Consider the following 18532-nt stretch of genomic DNA (forward strand, 5'->3'; position numbering starts at 1 on the left):
GGGTTACAGCGCGCTCACAGTTAGGCGCGCGCAGTCATCAATTCGATAAAGTGATCAAATAAGGGCGCCGCATCGTGCGGGCCGGGGCTCGCCTCGGGGTGCCCTTGGAAACTAAAGGCCGGCTTATCGGTGCGGTGTATGCCCTGTAGCGAGCCATCAAACAAACTTTTGTGGGTCGCGCGCAAGTTGCTTGGCAAGGTGGCTTCATCAACCGCGAAACCGTGGTTTTGTGCGGTGATCATAACGCGCTTATTGTCCAAGTCTTGCACTGGGTGGTTGCCACCATGATGACCGAATTTCATTTTTAAGGTCTTGGCGCCACTGGCTAATGCCAACAGCTGGTGGCCGAGGCAAATACCGAACACGGGAATATCGGTTTCCAACAGCGACCGAATCGCGCTAATGGCATAATCGCAAGGCTCTGGATCACCAGGGCCGTTAGATAAGAAAACACCGTCGGGCTTGAGCGCTAACACCTCGGCAGCAGAGGTTTGCGCCGGCACCACGGTCAACTCACAACCGCGATCCACAAGCATGCGTAAAATATTACGCTTCACGCCGTAGTCGTAGGCAACGACTTTGAACTTTGTGGCTTCAGGCTTAGTAAAGCCTTGGCCAAGCGCCCAAGAGCCCTCGGTCCAAGGGTAGGACTTAGCCACCGTCACTTCCTTCGCCAAATCTAGCCCTTTGAGCCCACCGAAAGCTTTGGCCTGCGCCAAGGCAGCATCTTCATCGATGTCGCCCGCCATAATGCAGCCATTTTGGGCACCCTTGTCACGCAGTATGCGGGTGAGACGACGCGTATCAATATCGGCAATACCGACAATGTTTCGCGCCATTAAATAGTCTTGCAACGACTGCTCGCTGCGGAAGTTACTAGCCAGCATGGGTAGGTCGCGAATCACCAAGCCAGCGGCCCATATGCGATCGCACTCTTCATCTTCGGCGTTGGTGCCGGTATTGCCTATGTGCGGGTAGGTTAAAGTAACTATCTGACGTGCATAAGAAGGGTCGGTGAGGATCTCCTGGTAGCCAGTCATTGCGGTGTTAAACACCACTTCACCTGAAGAGGAGCCGGAAGCGCCGATGGCTAAACCACGGAATATACTACCGTCTTCAAGAACGAGTATGGCGGGACGTTGGGCACCAGTAGACAAGTCGACCTCCTAAGTATTGGCTGGCATTTTGACTTTTTTCAGGCTGAGCAAAACAACCATGCTTTTCAGCATGTTGTGCGACGTTCGCATCATTTTCCGTTAAGGAGTGCACCGCAGTTCGTAAAAAAGCGAGATGAAGCAGCTGCTTCATCTCGCTTATTAACAGTGTCTATTCAGACAAAATCCCTGCGGCCGATTAGGCGTCTTTTCGCCCAGCTCTGACCATAAGCAACTTAACCGCGCATTTTACGGAAAGCTGCCTGCGCTGTCCACGCGCAATTGCGCCAATTTACGCAAGCTCTACTCCTCAAACCTTAAACTGCTTCACGATCTTGGCCATGCTCGCCGCCATTTCTGCCAATCGTGCTGTACTGGTGGCAATCTCGATCGACCCTTCAGAGGCTTGGCGCGCCACGCCGGCAATATTTTCCATATTGCGCTCCATCTCGCGGGTTGCCGCCGACTGCTCCTCAGAGGCACTAGCAATTTGATTGGTTTTATCTTTAATGGAGCCAACGCCCGCCGTAATGGCATCCAAGGCACGGCTGGCCTCCTCCGCCTGAGTAACAGACTCACCAGCCTGACCGGTGCCCTTCTCCATTTTCGAAACGGCTTCGCGCGCGCCTGCCTGCAAGCGCTCGATCATGACCTGGATTTCCTGAGTTGACGTTTGGGTGCGCGACGCCAAGGTCCTCACCTCATCGGCAACCACGGCGAAGCCCCGGCCCTGTTCACCGGCGCGTGCAGCCTCAATAGCCGCATTCAATGCCAATAGGTTCGTTTGCTCGGCAATCCCGCGAATCACATCGAGTACGCTGCCGATATTATCGGTTTCGGCACGCAACTTGTCGATAACCTCAGCGGCCGCGTTAATATCGCTCGCGAGACCTTCAATTTTTATCACGGTGCTCGACACCACACCCTTACCGTTATTGGCCTGCCTATCGGCTTCCTCGGCATTGGCCGCCGCTTGCGATACGTTACTGGCCACGTCGCCGACCACGGTCGCCATTTCGCGCACTGCGGCTACCACCTGCTGAATTTCAGTTTGCTGCCTTACCACGCCGCGCTCAGTTTCCTTAGCCGTAGCAGAAAGCGACGTCGCCTGCGCGTTGAGATCTGTCGCTGTAACAGAAAAGTCGGCGATGATGTTATGCACCTTATCGACAAAGGTGTTGAAAGCCGTTGAAAGTCGACCCACTTCGTCGTCGGAATTGATCGGCAAGCGGCGGGTTAGGTCACCGCCGCCACCGGCGATATCTTCCAACGCCTCGGCAACGGCGTTAATAGGCCCGACGATGCCAGCTTGTAACACGAAGGAGATGATTACAGCCAAAATACCTATGACAATTACGGTAACCGTGGCACTCCACACGGCCGCAGCGACAGCTTGATTGAGTTCATCCAAGCTAGCGACTAAATAAATCGTGCCCACCTTATTGCCATCGGATTGAATGGCAACTGTGATATCGACGCGATCGTCTCGAAAATTAACCCCTAAATTACCGGGTGACCTAGGCGCCATAGACGGTAAATCCTCAGAGCCCTTCCTGCCGCGCTCATACCACACAAACGGTTGACCATTATCACCATAAATAACGGCGCTCATGACGCGCGTCTGCAACTCCAAGCTACTCAGAATATCTCTAGCGGATGCCGCATCGCCAAAGGCAATAGCGCCCACAGTGGCATTGCCAATAATCTTGGCAAGATCCCCCGTATCCGATTGTATGGTGTGCTCAACTCGCCCAACCTCAGCCCTAACGGCCAAGGTGCTCGAGACGATAACCGCCAACAAACTGGTGACAGTAATCCCTAAAAACACCTTCCATTTCAAAGACATGCTGAACATATTCATTAAGTAAGCACCTTCCAATAACTGTGTCATTCGACCAGCATTTGGTCGAACCTTTTCGCGCTGCTGCTAACGATCTAACCTTAACAACGCTGGCGCAGTTTCTAGCCCACTAGTGAGCAGTGTCGTTCTATTGACCCGCATGGCAACTGACTTGCCTTAACCGACAAACTCAATCATCCCGCCTGCAGCCGCAAAGCCATCTATAACACTCAGCGATGGTACTGATAGGTTATCGAGCCGATTGAGAATTTCTTTAACCTTTGATTTTTCACTGGCGGAAATAACCACTCAATGGCAAGCGTCAACCTTTCCACCCAGGTGTCGTACCGCCAAATCGCGTTGCTTTACATGAGTTCCTTTGAGTTTAGCCTCTAGCCCACCCTTAAATGGATCTGCACCAAAAACACATGTCACAGGTGGGTCGTTTTTTGCTCTAACGCTCGAGCCCAGTGAAGTAACCATCTTTGTCAAGCTAGCGATAACTCACCAGCAGCTTGCGCCTTCAATGGCTACCGCTCAACCGATCAGTTCAAGCATCGAGCGGCTGCGATATCACCACACCTGCCTAGAGCCACCAAAACCGCGGCAGCGGGTGTAAGTTGCCGAGCCAAAAGGACGTCCTTATACGAATAGCTCTACTAACTTTAGGCCATACAAAACGCAGCCGAACACCATTGAGCATAGTCAGCGCAGTGAAAATAACCAAATGGAAGGGAGGAAGATTACGGGGGAAGGGAATACGAGCCCGCGGTGACAGGCGGCACAATGCGTGCCGCCGCCGGATAACTAACGCAGAGACAGGACGTCTTGCATATCAAACAGGCCAACCTCTTTGCCTTTTATCCAGGCCGCTGCGCGCACAGCGCCGCGAGCAAAAGACATGCGCGAGGAGGCCTTATGGCTAATCTCCACCCGCTCGCCGTCGGCCATAAACATCACAGTGTGATCGCCAACCACATCGCCGCCGCGTACAGTGGCGAAACCGATGGTATCGCGCTCGCGCGCTCCGGTTTGACCTTCGCGACCATAGACTGCCACCGCGTTCAAATCGCGACCGAGCGCATTGGCTAACACTTCGCCCATACGCAGTGCTGTACCAGAAGGGGCATCGATTTTATGGCGATGATGGGCCTCATAGACTTCCACATCGTAATCGTCACCCAAAATTTTGGCGGCAGACTCAAGCAACTTAAAACACAGGTTCACACCCGAAGAATAATTTGCCGACATACACATAGCGGTCGCGTCTTTAGCCTCCAACAAATAGGCTTTTTGATCTTCGCTAAAACCGGTGGTGCCAATCACAATTTTCTTATGGGCGTCAGCACAAATTCTGGCGTTTTCAACGGTGGCAGCGGGCACGGTGAAATCAATTAATACATCAAAATCTTCGACCACTTCGTGTAAATCACTAACCACGGCCACACCATTCTTGCCGATGCCGGCAAGCTCGCCGGCATCGGCGCCGACTAAACTTGAACCTGCGCGTTCAATAGCGGCAGTCAGCTCAACACCTGGCGCTACGGCAATGGCTTCGATTAACATTTTGCCCATGCGCCCACCGGCGCCGGTTACAGCGAGTCTCACCGTCATATCTTGTCCTTAACTACGCGGGTAATACCCAGTAATGGATTGTGATGAACACAACCAGATTGCGCCTAGCGCAACCGCTGAATCGATTAAATTTTCATATCGCCGAAAAAGTTCTTCATGCCTTCAAACCAGCTGGATTGCCGCGGCGAGTGCTTGCTACTACCCATGGTATCGTGGAAGTTGCGCAACAATTCTTTTTGCTTATTGCTCAAGTTAACAGGTGTTTCCACCACAACTTTGCACATCAAATCACCCGCTGTGCCACCGCGCACAGGCACCACACCTTTACCGCGCAATCGGAACATCTTGCCGGTTTGGGTTTCAGCCGGCACTTTCAATTTTACCCGGCCATCTAAGGTTGGCACTTCGAGCTCGCCACCAAGGGCTGCATCAACGAAACTAATGGGCACTTCGCAATACAGGTTGCGACCATCGCGCTCAAAAATGCTGTGCGCGCGGACGTTCACTTGAACATAGAGATCGCCCGGTGGACCACCGGCCTCGCCCGCCTCGCCTTCGCCAGTTAAACGAATGCGGTCGCCGGTATCGACGCCCGGCGGCACCTTGACCGACAGGGTGCGCGTTTCTTCCTTGCGACCTTGACCATGACAGCTGGAGCAAGGATCAGTAATAATAGTGCCGCGACCACGACAGTTAGGGCAAGTTTGTTGGACCGAGAAAAAGCCCTGCTGCATGCGCACTTGGCCGACGCCGCCACAAGTTGTACAACTGCTTGCTTTCGTACCTTTTTTGGCCCCAGTGCCATCACAAGGCTCACAAGCCACGAGCGACGGCACTTTAATTTTCACCGTGGTGCCTTTAACAGCATTTTCTAAATCTAAATCTAAGGTGTAGCGTAAATCCGAGCCTCTGGCTGGGCCACCACGGCGGCCACCGCCACCAGCACCACCAAAGATGTCGCCAAATACGTCGCCAAAAATATCCGAGAAATTGCCAAAGCCTTGACCGCCACCGCCGCCTGCCATGCCCTCAACACCGCGATGGCCGTATTGATCATAGGCTGCACGCTTTTGGCTATCGGATAAAACTTCGTAGGCCTCGCTGGCCTCTTTGAATTTATCTTCGGCATTCTTATCTTCGGAATTGCGGTCTGGGTGATACTTCATCGCAATGCGACGATAAGCCTTCTTCAGCTCTTTTTCGTCGACGCCGCGCTCGACGCCCAGGACTTCGTAATAATCACGTTTTGACATACGTTTAACTTCAATATTTAACTGAGTTCAGACAACAACGCGGCCTTGCGGCCGCGTCATGCTTTTAACTTCTAACAGATCAACTTACTTCTGCTCGTCTTTCACTTCTTCAAACTCGGCATCCACAACGCCGTCATCGGCTTTGCCAGCTTCAGCTTGCTCGCCACCGGCCTGTTGCGCCTGTGCCTGCTCGGCGTAGAGTTTCTGGGCTAGCGAACCAGAGGCTTCAGTCAACTTCTGAGTAGCGGCTTCCATCGCAGCTTTATCATCGCCTTTGACCGCCACTTCAGCTTCCGCCAAGGCGGCTTCGATGGCCGTTTTCTCTTCCGCTGTCGCTTTGTCGCCGGCTTCAGCTAAGGTTTTCTTAGTGGCTGAAATCAAGCCGTCCAAGGTATTACGCGCGGTAACAACTTCTTCGAATTTCTTATCCGCTTCGGCGTTCGCTTCGGCATCTTGCACCATTTTTTCAATTTCTTCGTCAGATAAACCAGACGAGGCTTTGATTACGATGGACTGCTGCTTACCGGTGGCTTTATCCGCCGCTTTCACATTCAAAATACCATTGGCATCGATGTCGAAAGTTACTTCAATTTGCGGCATGCCGCGCGGCGCTGGCGGAATGTCCGCCAAGTCGAAACGACCTAGCGATTTATTCTGTGACGCCTGCTTGCGCTCGCCCTGAACCACGTGAATGGTAACGGCCGACTGGTTGTCGTCTGCAGTTGAAAACACTTGCGATTTCTTGGTTGGAATCGTGGTGTTTTTGTCGATCAACGGTGTGGCAACGCCGCCCATTGTTTCGATACCCAAGGTCAGTGGCGTCACATCCAACAACAAGACGTCTTTAACGTCGCCAGACAAGACCGCACCTTGAATCGCTGCACCCATAGCAACCGCTTCATCGGGGTTTACATCTTTGCGCGGTTCTTTGCCAAAAAACTCGGTGACATACTTCTGCACCAGTGGCATACGGGTTTGGCCACCAACGAGAATCACATCTTGAATCTCGCTTACCGACAAATCGGCATCGGCAATCGCCTGCTTCACTGGCTCCATAGAGCGCTTCACTAATTCTTCAACCAAAGACTCTAATTTGGCGCGAGTCAGCTTGATAACCAAGTGTTTAGGGCCAGTGGCGTCTGCTGTGATGTAAGGCAGGTTCACTTCAGTCTGCTGACTTGAAGACAACTCAATCTTTGCCTTCTCTGCCGCTTCTTTCAAACGCTGCAACGCCATGGCGTCGTTGTGCAAATCAATGCCGTTAGTCTTCTTGAATTCTTCAGCGAAATATTCAATCAGACGCGAGTCAAAATCTTCACCACCTAGGAAGGTGTCGCCGTTGGTGGCCAACACTTCAAACTGGTGCTCGCCATCGACGTCGGCAATTTCGATAATGGAAATATCGAAGGTGCCACCACCGAGGTCGTACACAGCAATCGTGCGATCGCCTTTCACTTTATCCATACCGTAGGCAAGTGCCGCGGCGGTTGGCTCGTTAATGATGCGCTTAACTTCAAGACCCGCAATTTTACCGGCATCTTTGGTTGCCTGGCGCTGAGAATCGTTGAAGTAAGCCGGCACGGTAATAACCGCTTCGGTAACCGCTTCGCCTAAATAGTCCTCAGCGGTTTTCTTCATTTTTTTCAACACTTCCGCGGAAATTTGCGGTGGTGCTTTGCGGTCGCCCTTCACTTCTACCCAGGCGTCGCCATTGTCGGCGCCAACAATTTTATAGGGCACCATTTTGATGTCTTTTTGGACTACGTCGTCTTTGAATTTGCGACCAATCAAACGCTTTACCGCGAACAGGGTGTTGTTTGGGTTGGTGACAGCTTGACGTTTAGCACTCTGACCTACCAACACTTCGCCATCGTCGGTGAACGCTACGATAGAGGGTGTTGTGCGATCGCCTTCGGCGTTTTCAATAACCCGCGCCTTGTTGCCCTCAAGCACAGATACACACGAGTTTGTTGTGCCTAAATCGATACCGATAATCTTACCCATGGAAATTCTCCAATCTCTAAACTTGTACTATTAATTTGCTGTCGTCGGCTAGGGAACTGCCTAACCAACTTTGTCTGTTTACTCAAGGCCAGGCTAAAATGGCCAACCTCAATCACTTGTCATCTATATTGGCGCTTTTGGCGAAATTTCAACCCTTAAAGGTCGCATTTAGCCGCAATTTTTACGGTGCCTTAGAAACCACAACCATCGCAGGGCGCACTAAACGGCCATGCAGGGTGTAGCCCTTCTGAAACACATCCATGACGGTATTAGGCTCAAGCTCTGGGTTTGGCACCTGCGTCATGGCCTGGTGAAACTGCGGGTCAAAGGGCTCACCTTTCGGATCCAGCTGCACCACGTGGTGACGCTTCAAACCGTCGATCAGAGATTTCAACGTCAGCTGCAGCCCTTCAACCACCGTGGCAAACTGCTCGTCGCTCGCATCCACTGACGCCAAGGCGCGCTCTAGGTTGTCCGCGACAACGACCATGTCTTGAACAATTTTTTCTTGACCAAATTTATGCGCTTTTTCCACATCCTGTTCGGCGCGGCGGCGGGTATTTTGCGCATCGGCCGCGGCGCGCAACGCGGTTTCTTGTGCCTGCTGCAATTCGGCTTGCAAGCGCTCAATCTCAGCATCTGGGCCAGTAGCCGATTCAAGTTCCACTTCCACATCGGGCGAGCCGGCGGGAACTTCGTCTGTTAGAGGTGCGTTTTGTTCGGTAGTCACTGTCTGCTCCATTCACTATCCAGGCAGCCCCTTGGGCCCGCCAGCTTTTTAATACCTGCAGCCTATATGGGGCCTAGGCGCCTACATTCAAGGGATTTTTCGCAGGGGATTGCAAAGCAAAATAATTACTGTATAAATAGACAGCATTAATTGGAGAGCCTTTCCTATGCTAACCCACCTCAGCATTCATCACTTCACCCTTGTTGAGCACCTCGAGTTGGAGCTAGAACAAGGCCTCACCGCGCTAACCGGCGAAACCGGTGCAGGCAAATCCCTACTGCTCGACGCCCTCGGCATGACATTGGGCGACAAAGCCGATGCCGACAAGGTGCGCAGCGGCGCTGAACGCGCCGATATCAGCGCCACCTTCGAGGTGGCCAAGCTACCCAAAGCGCGCAAGTGGCTAAAGGCGCAGGAGTTGGAAGCGGAAAGCGAGTGCATTTTACGACGTACTATCAGCGCGGACGGGCGCTCCCGCGCCTATATCAACGGCCAAAGTGCGACCCTCAGCCAGCTGCGCGCACTGGGCGAACTGCTCATTGATATCCACAGTCAGCACGCTCATCAAAGTTTGCTAAAAAAAGACCACCACCGCGCCTTAATTGACCACTACGGCGGTCACACCAGCCTTTACCAAGCGGTAAAGGCTGCGTGGCGCGAATGGCAAGCCTATGCCGAACAGCTACACAAAAGACAATCCAATGACGCCGAAATCAGCGCCCGAGTACAACTGTTGCGCTATCAGGTTGAGGAGCTAGACCAGCTAGGGCTGGAGGAAAATGAACTCGAGGCACTGGAGGCCGAACACCGAATTCAAGCCAACGCCGAAACCGTGATGGCCACTAGCTACCAACTGGCGAGCCTGTGCCAGGGTGAAGATCAAAGCCTGCAAGACGCTATCAACAAGGGCCTGCAACTACTGCGCGACTTGCCGGAGAAATCCGAAGCGCTACTCGAGGCCGAGCAACTATTGATTAATGCGCAAATTCAAGTCGAAGAAGCGGCGCGCGCAATCGATCACCATATCGACAGCTTCGACGCAGACCCAGAGCGACTGCAATGGCTAGACGGGCGCTTAGATGCCATTTACCAAATTGCCCGCAAACATCGCATCAGCCCACAGCAACTGCACGAGCTACATCAAAACTTGGCCAATGAGCTGGCGTCGCTCGACGGTGGCGAGGCCGATCTCGACCTACTCGCCAAGCAATCGACCAAAGCCGAAGCGCAATACCGGCAACTGGCGCAAGAATTGGGGCAGCAACGCCGCCAAGTGGCACTGCACCTCAGTAAGGCCATTAACCGGCAGTTACAACAGCTAGCCATGGGCAATGCCAGCGTCGAGCTCTGCATCAGCGAAATCACACCTGCCGCCACAGGGCTAGAAGAAGTCGAAATATTGGTAAGCACCAATCCGGGCCAGCCACACAGGCCGCTGGGCAAGGTGGCCTCAGGCGGCGAACTCTCCCGTATCAGCCTCGCCATTCAAGTGTGCATTGCCAACAAGTCGACCATTCCAACGTTAATATTCGACGAAGTGGACGTCGGCATAGGCGGCGCCACTGCCGATATCGTCGGCCGGCTACTCAGGCAATTAGGCAAAGACGGCCAAGTACTGTGCGTCACCCATCTGGCGCAAGTCGCAAGCAAGGCGCATCAGCACCTGCAAGTGCGTAAATCGGTGCGTAAAGGTGCCAGTGAGTCCACCTTAATAGCACTTCAAGGTGAAGCCAAAGTGGAGGAGATTGCGCGCATGTTAGGCGGTGTAGAATTGACCGAGCAAACCCGCGCTCATGCCAAGGAAATGCTGACCATGGTAGGCAGCTAAGGTCTCACTATATCCGTGGACTTTGTCGAGGTTGCCAGACCAACGTCTGGCTTGCGGCTTGCGGCGAGAATCCACGCCACAAGCGTCAAGCACTGCCAGATTACTTCTTCGGTTTCACGTATAGCACTAAATTATGATCGGTTAGCTCGTAGCCATGTTCTTCGGCAATGCGCTTTTGCAGTTCCTCAATTTCATCGTTGTGAAACTCGATAACCTTGCCGGTCTCCAAGCACACCATGTGATCGTGATGTTCACCGCGATCAATTTCAAACACCGAGTGACCACCATCGAAGTTATGGCGCGTCACCAAGCCCGCCGACTCAAACTGGGTCAAAACTCGATAAACCGTAGCTAAACCGACGTCTTCACCTTGCTCCAACAAAGTCTTATAGACCTCTTCGGCACTGTAGTGGTGCGTGCCGTCCGATTCCAGAATCTGCAATATTTTCACTCGTGGCAAAGTGACCTTGAGTCCGGCCTTGCGAAGTTCTTGATTTTCCGATGTCATCTAGCATCCTCTATGCAGTGTCTGGCGAGTCCGGTATTATCCCCGTTCGCTCAAGTTTGTGGAACCCCTAAGATGTATTCGCCAAACCGCTCCAACCGCTCGCTCACCCTCAAAGCCAGCCTTTTAAGCGTATTGCTGCTGCTTGGCGGCTGTGGCTACTTTCAATTTCCGGGCGTTTACCGTATTTACGTCCAACAGGGCAACATCGTCACCGACGAAATGGTGAATCAATTAGCGGCGGGCATGACCAAGCGCCAAGTGCGTTTCGTTTTGGGCACCCCCTTAATCGAAGATACCTTCCACGCCGAGCGGTGGGACTACATCTGGACCTTAAAAGACCCTAGAGGCGACACTAGAAAGCAGTTGTTCACGGTCTATTTTGACGGCGACACACTGGCTCGTTTCGAAGGTGACTACAAGAAGGGCCAAGTGCAAGAAGGCACAGACGCAGCACCCGAAGTAAAACCTATCTAATGACGTAGTACCTAATAGGGCGCCTTTTCATTACCCAGGGCGCCTACAGCCTCAAGCCCCTAGTCGGCATCTTTTGTCTTATCGGCTCGCTTGCGGCGCGCTTCTTTCGGATCGCAGATAAGCGGGCGATAAATTTCTACCCTGTCGCCTTCTTGCAGCTCGTGCTCGCGCGCTTGCTTCATGCCCTTAGTACCCAAGCTCTGGCCAAAAATACCCATTTTCGCCGTTTCGATATCCAAATCTCTAAATACATCGGTTATTTTTGATCGCACCACTGCCTGAAAAGCGGTTGTGCCAGGCTCCACCAGCAAGGCGATAATCTTCTGCTGGCTGGGTAGTGCATAAGCAACTTCTACCCGAATGAGGTCTCTATCTGGCATGGCGTTACCCCTGTGGTTGCCCGTATAACTGTTGCGCACGCAAGCAAAGGCTGTCGACCTGTTGCGATGCTACTTTTTCGAAAAGTTTACTGGCCGCCACGGCCAAGAGGCGACTCTCAAACTCGAACGACAATTCAAAAGACACTTTGCAACCCAAGTCGCCCAAGGCTTTAAAACGCCAATAACCTTCAAACTGTTTGAAAGGCCCCTGCACCAGCTGCATGTGCATTTCATAGGGCGGCGACAAGCGGTTCTGGGTCACGAAACTATGCTGTAAGCCGGCTTTAGCAAGGCTTAACCTCGCCGTTAAACTGTGCTCGTCTTGCGCCAATATCTCCGCCGCAGAGCAACCGGCCATAAACTCCGGGTAGCGCGCTACATCGTTGATCAGGTCGTACATCTGTGCGCAACTAAAACTCACCAGCGCACTGCGCTCAATCTTTACCATAAAATGCATTCTTGTAATTAAGCAGGGCATTTTAGCCATTGCGCCCACCTCAGGCCAGTGCCGACTTGTGGCAAAGGCTGATAAGATCGTCTTTTAGCGTAACAATGATTCGGCCTGCGGTGACAAATAACAAGCGCTAACGGCTCTTCAATGCAAATCACATCCAAAAATAATGATGAAGAAGTGACATATTATGGCGGCATCTAGAGAGCAATTTGGTTCCCGTTTAGGGTTTGTGCTTGCGGCAGCGGGTTCTGCGGTGGGCATAGGCAACTTGGTGGGTTTTCCCGTCAACGCAGCAAAAAATGGCGGCGGGGCTTTCTTGCTGATGTACGCCATTTTTGTTTTTACCATCTGCGTACCGGTGATGATGGCCGAGCTGGCCGCTGGCAGAAACAGCGCCAAAGGGCCATTAGGCAGCTATGCCAGCTTAACTAACAACAATAAGCCCTGGAGCATAGCCGGTTGGCTGTCGACCATTACGCCCTTCATGATTGCCGTGTTTTACACCGTCATCACCGTCTGGATTTTCGAATACTTATACAACGCCCTAACCGGCGATTTGGCCGAACTGGCCAAACCCGAAACCTTTGGAGCGTTTATCAACGGCGGCGATATCTTCATACACTTGGCCGTGGTTATCGGTATCGTCAACCTCATTTTGGTGGGCGGTGTTAAAGAGGGCATTGAGCGCAGTGCAAAAATTCTCATGCCGGCACTGTTTTTAATGCTTATCGGTATGGTCATCTTCGTTTTAACCCAAGAAAATGCCATGGCCGGGGTCAAATTCTATTTGATTCCAGACTTCAGTAAAATTACCGGCCCCGTGGTCAGTGGTGCGCTCGGTCAAGCCTTTTTCTCCTTGAGCCTCGGCATGGGCATCCTGATTACCTACGGCTCGTATATGGACAAACGTAGCTCTATTGCCAGCTCGGCGAAAATGGTCGCCATTGCCGACACCAGTGTCGCCTTCTGTGCTGGCCTCATGATTTTACCGGCCATCTTTAGCTTCAACCCGCAAACCGATCCAACCCAATTGTCAGATTCATCCGTTAGCCTGATTTTTACCTTCCTGCCTAAAATCTTTTTAGCGTTACAAGGCAGCGTTGGCTATTTCGGCGCCAGCGTGGTGGCCAGTGTGTTTTTCTTATTGGTCTTTTTCGCTGCGCTCACGTCGCTGGTGTCCATTATCGAAGTGCCGGCCGCGAGCTTAGTTGACCAGAAAGGCTACAGCCGCAAAAAATCCCTTTTAGTGCTAAATCTCGGTATGATTCTGTTCACCATCGCCTGCACCGCCTCCTTCGGCATGGTCGGCTGGCTCACCGAGTTTACCGAATACGCCGGCAGCACTAAGTCGCTCTTCGATGTGGTATACGATGTGTTTTACGACACGATCCTCCCATTAAACGGCTTGCTCATTTGCTTGTTCGTCATCTATCGCTGGAAAAAGCACAACTTAGATGCCGAGCTGGAAACCGGTGACGATGGCTTTAAGGGATCTTTCTTAGAGCGCTACATGCACTTCTCCTTAGGCACCTTTATTCCCGTTATTTTGGCGCTCATTTTTATTAACACAGTGGCGATCAAATTCTTCGGCGCGTCGCTCTTGGCGAGCATTGGCTTCTAATCAAGCGCAGCCAGCTTTCAGTAAGGCACCACTGCCCATAAGTGGTGCCGTCTAACCTCAAGCACCAATCACCGCTAGCTTTTTATTATTCACCCATGACTCTGGCTCCCAGTCGTCAGCCTCTATATAATCGCGCCCCTATGGCAAAAGCAAAGAAACCCCTCGACAACACCATCGCGCAGAATAAAAAGGCGCGCTTCGACTATCACTTGGTAGACAAGTTTGAAGCCGGTATTGCCCTGCAAGGCTGGGAAGTAAAAAGCCTGCGCGACGGCCGCATTCAGCTAGTAGATAGCTTCGTTGAACTGCACCGAGGCGAGGCGTGGTTACACGGCGCGTTGATATCGCCTCTGAACACGGTATCCACCCATTTCGTGGTGGACGCTAAGCGCAAACGCAAGCTACTGCTCAATCGACGCGAGTTGGACAAGTTGCAAGAAGGCGTCAACCAAAAGGGCTACACCTGCGTGTGCACCGCACTGTATTGGAAGGGCCATTTAGTCAAAGCCGCCATCGCACTGGCCAAAGGTAAGGCCGAGCACGACAAGCGCAATGTCGAAAAAGAACGGGACTGGAATCGCGAAAAACAACGCGTGGTGCGAGACCACAACCGTTAACTTGTGGATTTTCCCCGCTGAGCCGTTCTATACCTAAGTAAGTAGGCCTAATACCTACTCAAACAATAATAACGGATAGATGGACGCGTTCATGAGTGCACCTAGAGGTCAATTTACCACCCGCTTTGGTTTCATTATGGCGGCCGCCGGTTCAGCGGTGGGCCTAGGCAATATCTGGGGCTTCCCCACCCAAACAGCGAGCAACGGCGGCGCCGCCTTTGTTGTCGTGTATTTAGTCTTAGCGTTTTTGCTCGCCTATCCAGCCCTCATGGCCGAACTCGTGATCGGTCGCCACGCCCGCGCCAATATCGTGACCGCGCTCGGCAGCTTGTCGGACAAACCCATTATTAACAACATCGGCCGCGCCACGGGTTTTTATGGCGTGATTGTGGCTAGCCTGATCCTAAGCTTTTATACCATCGTGGCTGGCTGGATGATTTGCTACCTGTTCGCATCCGCCACCGATCTCGTCAGTGCCGACACAGCGACCCAATGGCTCACTACCGACTCTATCGATAGAAATTTATTTTCCAGCTTTATATTTGCTGGTCTCACCTTATTTATTATTTCCAGCGGCGTGCAGAACGGCATCGAGAAATGGTCTAGCCGCCTGATGCCCGTACTCATGGGCCTACTCTGCCTGCTCATCGCCTACGTCGTGGCACAACCGGGCGCAATGGAAGGCCTGAAAGTCTACTTGCTGCCCGACATGAGCCGGGTGTTTGAACCCTCGCTGATTATTAGCGCCATGGGCCAAGCCTTTTTCTCACTGTCCCTCGGCGTGGGCACCATGTTGGTGTATGGTTCCTACCTATCCAAAGACGACAGCCTGCCGCGTTTAGGCGCTATTGTGACGGTTGTGGATGTGGGTATCGCCTTCATTGCCGGGCTACTTATTCTGCCCGCCATGTACGTCGCACAGCACGCCGGCGTCACCATCCTCGACGATGCTGGCAATCTCATTGGCGGCCCAGATATGATTTTCCAAGTGCTGCCGGCCCTGTTTAACACCATGGGCGGCGCCGGCGACTTTGTCGCACTGGCGTTTTTCGCACTCATGACTATCGCCGCACTGACCTCATCCATCAGCATGTTAGAAGTGCCCGTATCTCTGGCAGTAGAGCGCTTCAATGTTCGTCGGCCAGTGGCAGCCATCGCCATTGGCTCAAGTATTTTTGCCATCAGTGCGCTAATTATTTTCAATTTTGGCACGCTATTTGGCTTCGTGATCGACTTAACCACCAAATACTCTGAACCCCTTCTAGGCGTCGCTATTTGCCTTTACTGCGGTTGGATTTTTAAGCGCAACTTGCTGCTTAAAGAACTCAAAGAAGGCCACGATGATATTGAAGACAGCTTGTTTTGGAAAATATGGCCGCTCTACGTGAAGGTCATTTGCCCGCTGTTAATACTTGCTACCTTTTGGCACTCACTGAGCTAGTTGCAAACAAAAGTTTGAGCCATAAAAAAACCCGCTGATGCGGGTTTTTTTATGGCCATGACTAAGCCTAAATAGAATCACTCACCGGCATTAACGCCACCGAGTAGACCCGAGCTTCGCGCGCAGCGTCTGCTACAGCCACGTACATTTTAGCGGTCGACTTTACGTGCGCCTGAATAACTACGGGCGCCTCAGGACTCTCTGCATGCATGCGTTCAATATTGGCGCGCACTGCGCGAATATCCACCCGCCGCTGCTCCATCCATATTTCATTGTTTGCGCGTACCTCAACCAGTATCGATGGCGTTTCAGTGCGCTCCGTTACCGGTGGCTGGTCTGGGATAGCAGTGTCAATCACGGATTCCTTCACAAAAGAAGCCGTGACGATAAAAAAGATCAACATAATAAACACCACATCCAACATAGGTGTTAAATCAATATCGCCTGAATCTTCGGCTAGCGCAGGTTGCTTTCTCATAGAACACTCCTTTGAATAGACACTCAAAGCATAGTTCAGAGCAAACAAAGTAGAGTAAAAAAGCGAAATATTTAACAAACAGATGTTTGCTTGGTAATACCTATCAGCCGCTCACTTCTTAGTCATCAAATCTTTCAGATTAGCGAACGGGTTGTGGGTGGCCGGCGCTAACTCCTTAGGTTTTGTCGAGCCGTAGAGGATATGTTCGTGAAATTTAGCGTGCTCCATATCGTGGCAATAAATGCACAATAACTCCCAATTGCTGCCGTCGGATGGGTTGTTGTCGTGATTATGGTCGCGATGATGCACAGTTAACTCGCGCAAGTTGGAATAGACAAATTCGCGTGTACAGCGCCCACATACCCAAGGGTACATTTTCAAGGCGCGGTCGCGATAACCTTTTTCCTGTTGCAGATAACTTGATGGAGGTTTTTGAGAAGACATAAAATAACGCCTATTCACTATCGCCTAGCGAGGACTTACCGATCAACAATGCGCGCCGCTGAGCATCGCACTCAGTGGCCGTTAAAATGCTTAAACTATTTTACAATTAACTTCCGACACGCGGCGTGTAAGTGCTCTGCAGCCTCGCGCCCAAGTGCAGTGAGGTAACCCCCGTCTACGTGATCCACTAGCCCTTTATCAAACAAGCGCTTTGCGGCGGCGACAGATTCAGGGCTTGCTTTACTGTGCACCTTTAAACCTGCCTGAGCACTGCTCATATCAAACTGCAGTAACAAACTAATTTCATCGCGCAATTCGTTAGTCAAAATCATAAACGCCTCACTGTACGTTTTTCAACCAAGAGGCGCCGATAGTATCCGCCCCACATGACTCTGACATTAGCAGCCTTACTCCCGCCTTGCCAAGTGATTATTGCGCTTAAAACCAAAGCCTAGGCTAGCGCTTTTTATCTTTGACCTTGGTAATTTTAGTGCGAATGATTTTTGTTTGACTGGTTTTATTGGCCCGTTGTTTTGCTGGTGCTTTAGCGACCTTATCCATTAATTGGTCGCGCCCAGTAACTTCGAAACCGGGCATGCTAATGCGCTTCACTTTGGCGCCAATCAATCGTTCAATATTATTCAGTGCACGCTCTTCTTCGCGACTGACAAAAGAAATCGCCTGGCCTTTTTTGCCGGCGCGACCGGTGCGGCCAATACGGTGCACATAGTCTTCAGCTAGATAGGGAAGATTGACGTTAACCACATGCTCTAGTCCGTCAATATCCAAACCGCGCGCGGCAACTTCAGTGGCAATCAACACTTGTATTTTACCGTCTTTAAAATCAGCCAAGGCCCGCCGACGCGCACCATGACTAATATCACTGTGACACAGAGCGGCGGCAATTTTTTCCGCTTTAAGCGCCAACATTAATTGGTCGGCCTGCGCCTTGGTACTGGTGAATACCAATACCTGATACCAATTTTTTTCTTCTATTAAGGTAATCAGCAATTCAGCTTTACGTCTTTCTTCAACCGGATAAGCTACATGCTCGACGGTATCGGCTGTGGCATTCTGTTTAGCTACGCTGACAATTTGCGGGCTCTTCAACAGTTTGTTGGCCAGGTTGCGCACAGCCTGAGAGCTGGTGGCAGAGAACAATAAGGTCTGGCGCTGCTTGTTGGTATTTTGCAGTAGCGTCGTGACATCGGTGATAAAGCCCATGTCTAACATGCGATCGGCTTCATCCATCACGAGAAATTCCACCTGCGCCAAACTCACGGTACAAGCAACGAGATGCTCCAGTAAGCGACCCGGGGTGGCGATTAAAACATCCACACCGGCAGACAACTTCTTCTCTTGGGCGCTGAGCTTGCCGCCGCCATAAATAGCGAGCACTTTAAACGGCAAGAATTGTGCGTAGGCTTTAACCGTTTCACCCAACTGCTCGGCCAATTCTCGCGTGGGCGTCAAAATCAGCGCCCGTGGACTATTAGCTTGGGTGGCTTTGGGCTTGTCGTGCATTTGTTGCAGAATAGGCAAGGTAAACGCGGCGGTTTTACCGGTGCCGGTTTGTGCATTGGCGAGAAGGTCTTTACCCCGCCGCGCAGGAATAATGGCCTGCTGCTGAATGGGTGTCATTTGCCGATAGCCACAAGCATCTACTGCCTTTTGGAGATCAGGGGCTAAATCTAGGGAAGAAAACAACATAGGGCGTCCTCGGCAAAACCA

At 51.9% G+C, this 18532-nt stretch carries 18 protein-coding genes; 5 read left to right on the top strand and 13 right to left on the bottom strand.

The genetic code is table 11. The features are described 5' to 3' along the window. Window positions 1–20: 20 nt before the first annotated feature. From carA to grpE, 6 genes are all read right to left on the bottom strand, one after another. Window positions 21–1157, bottom strand: coding sequence for a glutamine-hydrolyzing carbamoyl-phosphate synthase small subunit (carA, locus tag ACGHTT_RS14880; protein ID WP_390591636.1), 1137 nt, complete (start codon window positions 1155–1157; stop codon window positions 21–23). A gap of 307 nt (window positions 1158–1464) precedes the next feature. Then, window positions 1465–3045, bottom strand: coding sequence for a methyl-accepting chemotaxis protein (locus ACGHTT_RS14885; RefSeq protein WP_390591637.1), 1581 nt, complete (start codon window positions 3043–3045; stop codon window positions 1465–1467). A 756-nt stretch (window positions 3046–3801) separates the two neighbouring features. Then, a complete protein-coding gene (gene dapB / locus ACGHTT_RS14890) occupies window positions 3802–4608 on the bottom strand; it encodes a 4-hydroxy-tetrahydrodipicolinate reductase (protein ID WP_390591639.1) in 807 nt (268 codons plus the stop codon). An 86-nt stretch (window positions 4609–4694) separates the two neighbouring features. Beyond that, on the bottom strand, window positions 4695–5822 hold the full coding sequence (dnaJ, locus tag ACGHTT_RS14895) for a molecular chaperone DnaJ (RefSeq protein WP_390591641.1): 1128 nt from the start codon (window positions 5820–5822) through the stop codon (window positions 4695–4697). An 84-nt stretch (window positions 5823–5906) separates the two neighbouring features. Next, entirely contained in the window at window positions 5907–7826 is a 1920-nt protein-coding gene (dnaK, locus tag ACGHTT_RS14900; protein WP_390591643.1) for a molecular chaperone DnaK, read from the bottom strand. 181 nt (window positions 7827–8007) lie between these two features. After that, window positions 8008–8568 (bottom strand): nucleotide exchange factor GrpE, encoded by a 561-nt coding sequence (gene grpE / locus ACGHTT_RS14905; RefSeq protein WP_390591645.1) that lies wholly within the window; start codon window positions 8566–8568, stop codon window positions 8008–8010. A gap of 154 nt (window positions 8569–8722) precedes the next feature. Between grpE and recN the strand changes: the two genes are divergently transcribed. Beyond that, complete coding sequence (gene recN, locus ACGHTT_RS14910) at window positions 8723–10384, top strand: DNA repair protein RecN (RefSeq protein WP_390591646.1); 1662 nt, start codon at window positions 8723–8725, stop codon at window positions 10382–10384. Between the two features lie 100 nt (window positions 10385–10484). On the opposite strand, the gene fur is transcribed toward recN, so the two are convergent. Then, complete coding sequence (fur, locus tag ACGHTT_RS14915) at window positions 10485–10892, bottom strand: ferric iron uptake transcriptional regulator (protein ID WP_390591647.1); 408 nt, start codon at window positions 10890–10892, stop codon at window positions 10485–10487. 72 nt (window positions 10893–10964) lie between these two features. Between fur and ACGHTT_RS14920 the strand changes: the two genes are divergently transcribed. Next, window positions 10965–11366 carry an outer membrane protein assembly factor BamE gene (locus ACGHTT_RS14920; RefSeq protein WP_390591648.1) on the top strand — a complete coding sequence of 134 codons (402 nt, stop codon included), beginning with the start codon at window positions 10965–10967 and terminating at the stop codon, window positions 11364–11366. Between the two features lie 59 nt (window positions 11367–11425). Here ACGHTT_RS14920 and ACGHTT_RS14925 read toward each other — a convergent pair whose 3' ends face one another. Together ACGHTT_RS14925 and ACGHTT_RS14930 are read right to left on the bottom strand one after the other, a co-directional pair. After that, window positions 11426–11746, bottom strand: a complete 321-nt coding sequence (locus tag ACGHTT_RS14925; protein WP_390591649.1) for an RnfH family protein — start codon at window positions 11744–11746, stop codon at window positions 11426–11428. Between the two features lie 4 nt (window positions 11747–11750). After that, the gene (locus ACGHTT_RS14930) at window positions 11751–12194 is read right to left on the bottom strand and encodes a type II toxin-antitoxin system RatA family toxin (protein WP_390591651.1); all 444 of its coding nucleotides are present in this window, start codon (window positions 12192–12194) and stop codon (window positions 11751–11753) included. A gap of 193 nt (window positions 12195–12387) precedes the next feature. On the opposite strand from ACGHTT_RS14930, the gene ACGHTT_RS14935 reads away from it, so the two are divergent. The 3 genes from ACGHTT_RS14935 (at window position 12388) to ACGHTT_RS14945 (ending at window position 15879) form a co-directional block, all read left to right on the top strand. Then, window positions 12388–13821 carry a sodium-dependent transporter gene (locus ACGHTT_RS14935; protein WP_390591652.1) on the top strand — a complete coding sequence of 478 codons (1434 nt, stop codon included), beginning with the start codon at window positions 12388–12390 and terminating at the stop codon, window positions 13819–13821. 140 nt (window positions 13822–13961) lie between these two features. Then, the gene (smpB, locus tag ACGHTT_RS14940; RefSeq protein WP_390591654.1) at window positions 13962–14438 is read left to right on the top strand and encodes an SsrA-binding protein SmpB; all 477 of its coding nucleotides are present in this window, start codon (window positions 13962–13964) and stop codon (window positions 14436–14438) included. Window positions 14439–14529: 91 nt separating this feature from the next. Continuing rightward, window positions 14530–15879 (top strand): sodium-dependent transporter, encoded by a 1350-nt coding sequence (locus ACGHTT_RS14945; protein ID WP_390591656.1) that lies wholly within the window; start codon window positions 14530–14532, stop codon window positions 15877–15879. 67 nt (window positions 15880–15946) lie between these two features. Here ACGHTT_RS14945 and ACGHTT_RS14950 read toward each other — a convergent pair whose 3' ends face one another. From ACGHTT_RS14950 to ACGHTT_RS14965, 4 genes are all read right to left on the bottom strand, one after another. Next, window positions 15947–16357 (bottom strand): ExbD/TolR family protein, encoded by a 411-nt coding sequence (locus tag ACGHTT_RS14950; RefSeq protein WP_390591657.1) that lies wholly within the window; start codon window positions 16355–16357, stop codon window positions 15947–15949. 111 nt (window positions 16358–16468) lie between these two features. Then, window positions 16469–16801, bottom strand: coding sequence for a YajD family HNH nuclease (locus ACGHTT_RS14955; protein ID WP_390591659.1), 333 nt, complete (start codon window positions 16799–16801; stop codon window positions 16469–16471). Window positions 16802–16896: 95 nt separating this feature from the next. Beyond that, window positions 16897–17133: a TIGR02647 family protein gene (locus ACGHTT_RS14960; RefSeq protein ID WP_390591660.1), complete on the bottom strand. Its 237-nt coding sequence runs from the start codon at window positions 17131–17133 to the stop codon at window positions 16897–16899. A gap of 124 nt (window positions 17134–17257) precedes the next feature. Further along, entirely contained in the window at window positions 17258–18511 is a 1254-nt protein-coding gene (locus tag ACGHTT_RS14965) for a DEAD/DEAH box helicase (RefSeq protein WP_390591662.1), read from the bottom strand. Between the last annotated feature and the right edge of the window lie 21 nt (window positions 18512–18532).

This window comes from Simiduia litorea (genome assembly GCF_042853465.1).
Taxonomy (GTDB): Bacteria; Pseudomonadota; Gammaproteobacteria; order Pseudomonadales; family Cellvibrionaceae; genus Simiduia; species Simiduia litorea.

What these genes read in the sequence shown, in the direction of transcription:
- ACGHTT_RS14885 (WP_390591637.1), bottom strand. Translation starts at nt 3,045, where the DNA reads ATGACACAGTTATTGGAAGGTGCTTACTTAATGAATATGTTCAGCATG.
- dapB (WP_390591639.1), bottom strand. Translation starts at nt 4,608, where the DNA reads ATGACGGTGAGACTCGCTGTAACCGGCGCCGGTGGGCGCATGGGCAAA.
- dnaJ (WP_390591641.1), bottom strand. Translation starts at nt 5,822, where the DNA reads ATGTCAAAACGTGATTATTACGAAGTCCTGGGCGTCGAGCGCGGCGTC.
- dnaK (WP_390591643.1), bottom strand. Translation starts at nt 7,826, where the DNA reads ATGGGTAAGATTATCGGTATCGATTTAGGCACAACAAACTCGTGTGTA.
- grpE (WP_390591645.1), bottom strand. Translation starts at nt 8,568, where the DNA reads ATGGAGCAGACAGTGACTACCGAACAAAACGCACCTCTAACAGACGAA.
- recN (WP_390591646.1), top strand. Translation starts at nt 8,723, where the DNA reads ATGCTAACCCACCTCAGCATTCATCACTTCACCCTTGTTGAGCACCTC.
- fur (WP_390591647.1), bottom strand. Translation starts at nt 10,892, where the DNA reads ATGACATCGGAAAATCAAGAACTTCGCAAGGCCGGACTCAAGGTCACT.
- ACGHTT_RS14920 (WP_390591648.1), top strand. Translation starts at nt 10,965, where the DNA reads ATGTATTCGCCAAACCGCTCCAACCGCTCGCTCACCCTCAAAGCCAGC.
- ACGHTT_RS14925 (WP_390591649.1), bottom strand. Translation starts at nt 11,746, where the DNA reads ATGCCAGATAGAGACCTCATTCGGGTAGAAGTTGCTTATGCACTACCC.
- ACGHTT_RS14930 (WP_390591651.1), bottom strand. Translation starts at nt 12,194, where the DNA reads ATGGTAAAGATTGAGCGCAGTGCGCTGGTGAGTTTTAGTTGCGCACAG.
- ACGHTT_RS14935 (WP_390591652.1), top strand. Translation starts at nt 12,388, where the DNA reads ATGGCGGCATCTAGAGAGCAATTTGGTTCCCGTTTAGGGTTTGTGCTT.
- smpB (WP_390591654.1), top strand. Translation starts at nt 13,962, where the DNA reads ATGGCAAAAGCAAAGAAACCCCTCGACAACACCATCGCGCAGAATAAA.
- ACGHTT_RS14945 (WP_390591656.1), top strand. Translation starts at nt 14,530, where the DNA reads ATGAGTGCACCTAGAGGTCAATTTACCACCCGCTTTGGTTTCATTATG.
- ACGHTT_RS14950 (WP_390591657.1), bottom strand. Translation starts at nt 16,357, where the DNA reads ATGAGAAAGCAACCTGCGCTAGCCGAAGATTCAGGCGATATTGATTTA.
- ACGHTT_RS14955 (WP_390591659.1), bottom strand. Translation starts at nt 16,801, where the DNA reads ATGTCTTCTCAAAAACCTCCATCAAGTTATCTGCAACAGGAAAAAGGT.
- ACGHTT_RS14960 (WP_390591660.1), bottom strand. Translation starts at nt 17,133, where the DNA reads ATGATTTTGACTAACGAATTGCGCGATGAAATTAGTTTGTTACTGCAG.
- ACGHTT_RS14965 (WP_390591662.1), bottom strand. Translation starts at nt 18,511, where the DNA reads ATGTTGTTTTCTTCCCTAGATTTAGCCCCTGATCTCCAAAAGGCAGTA.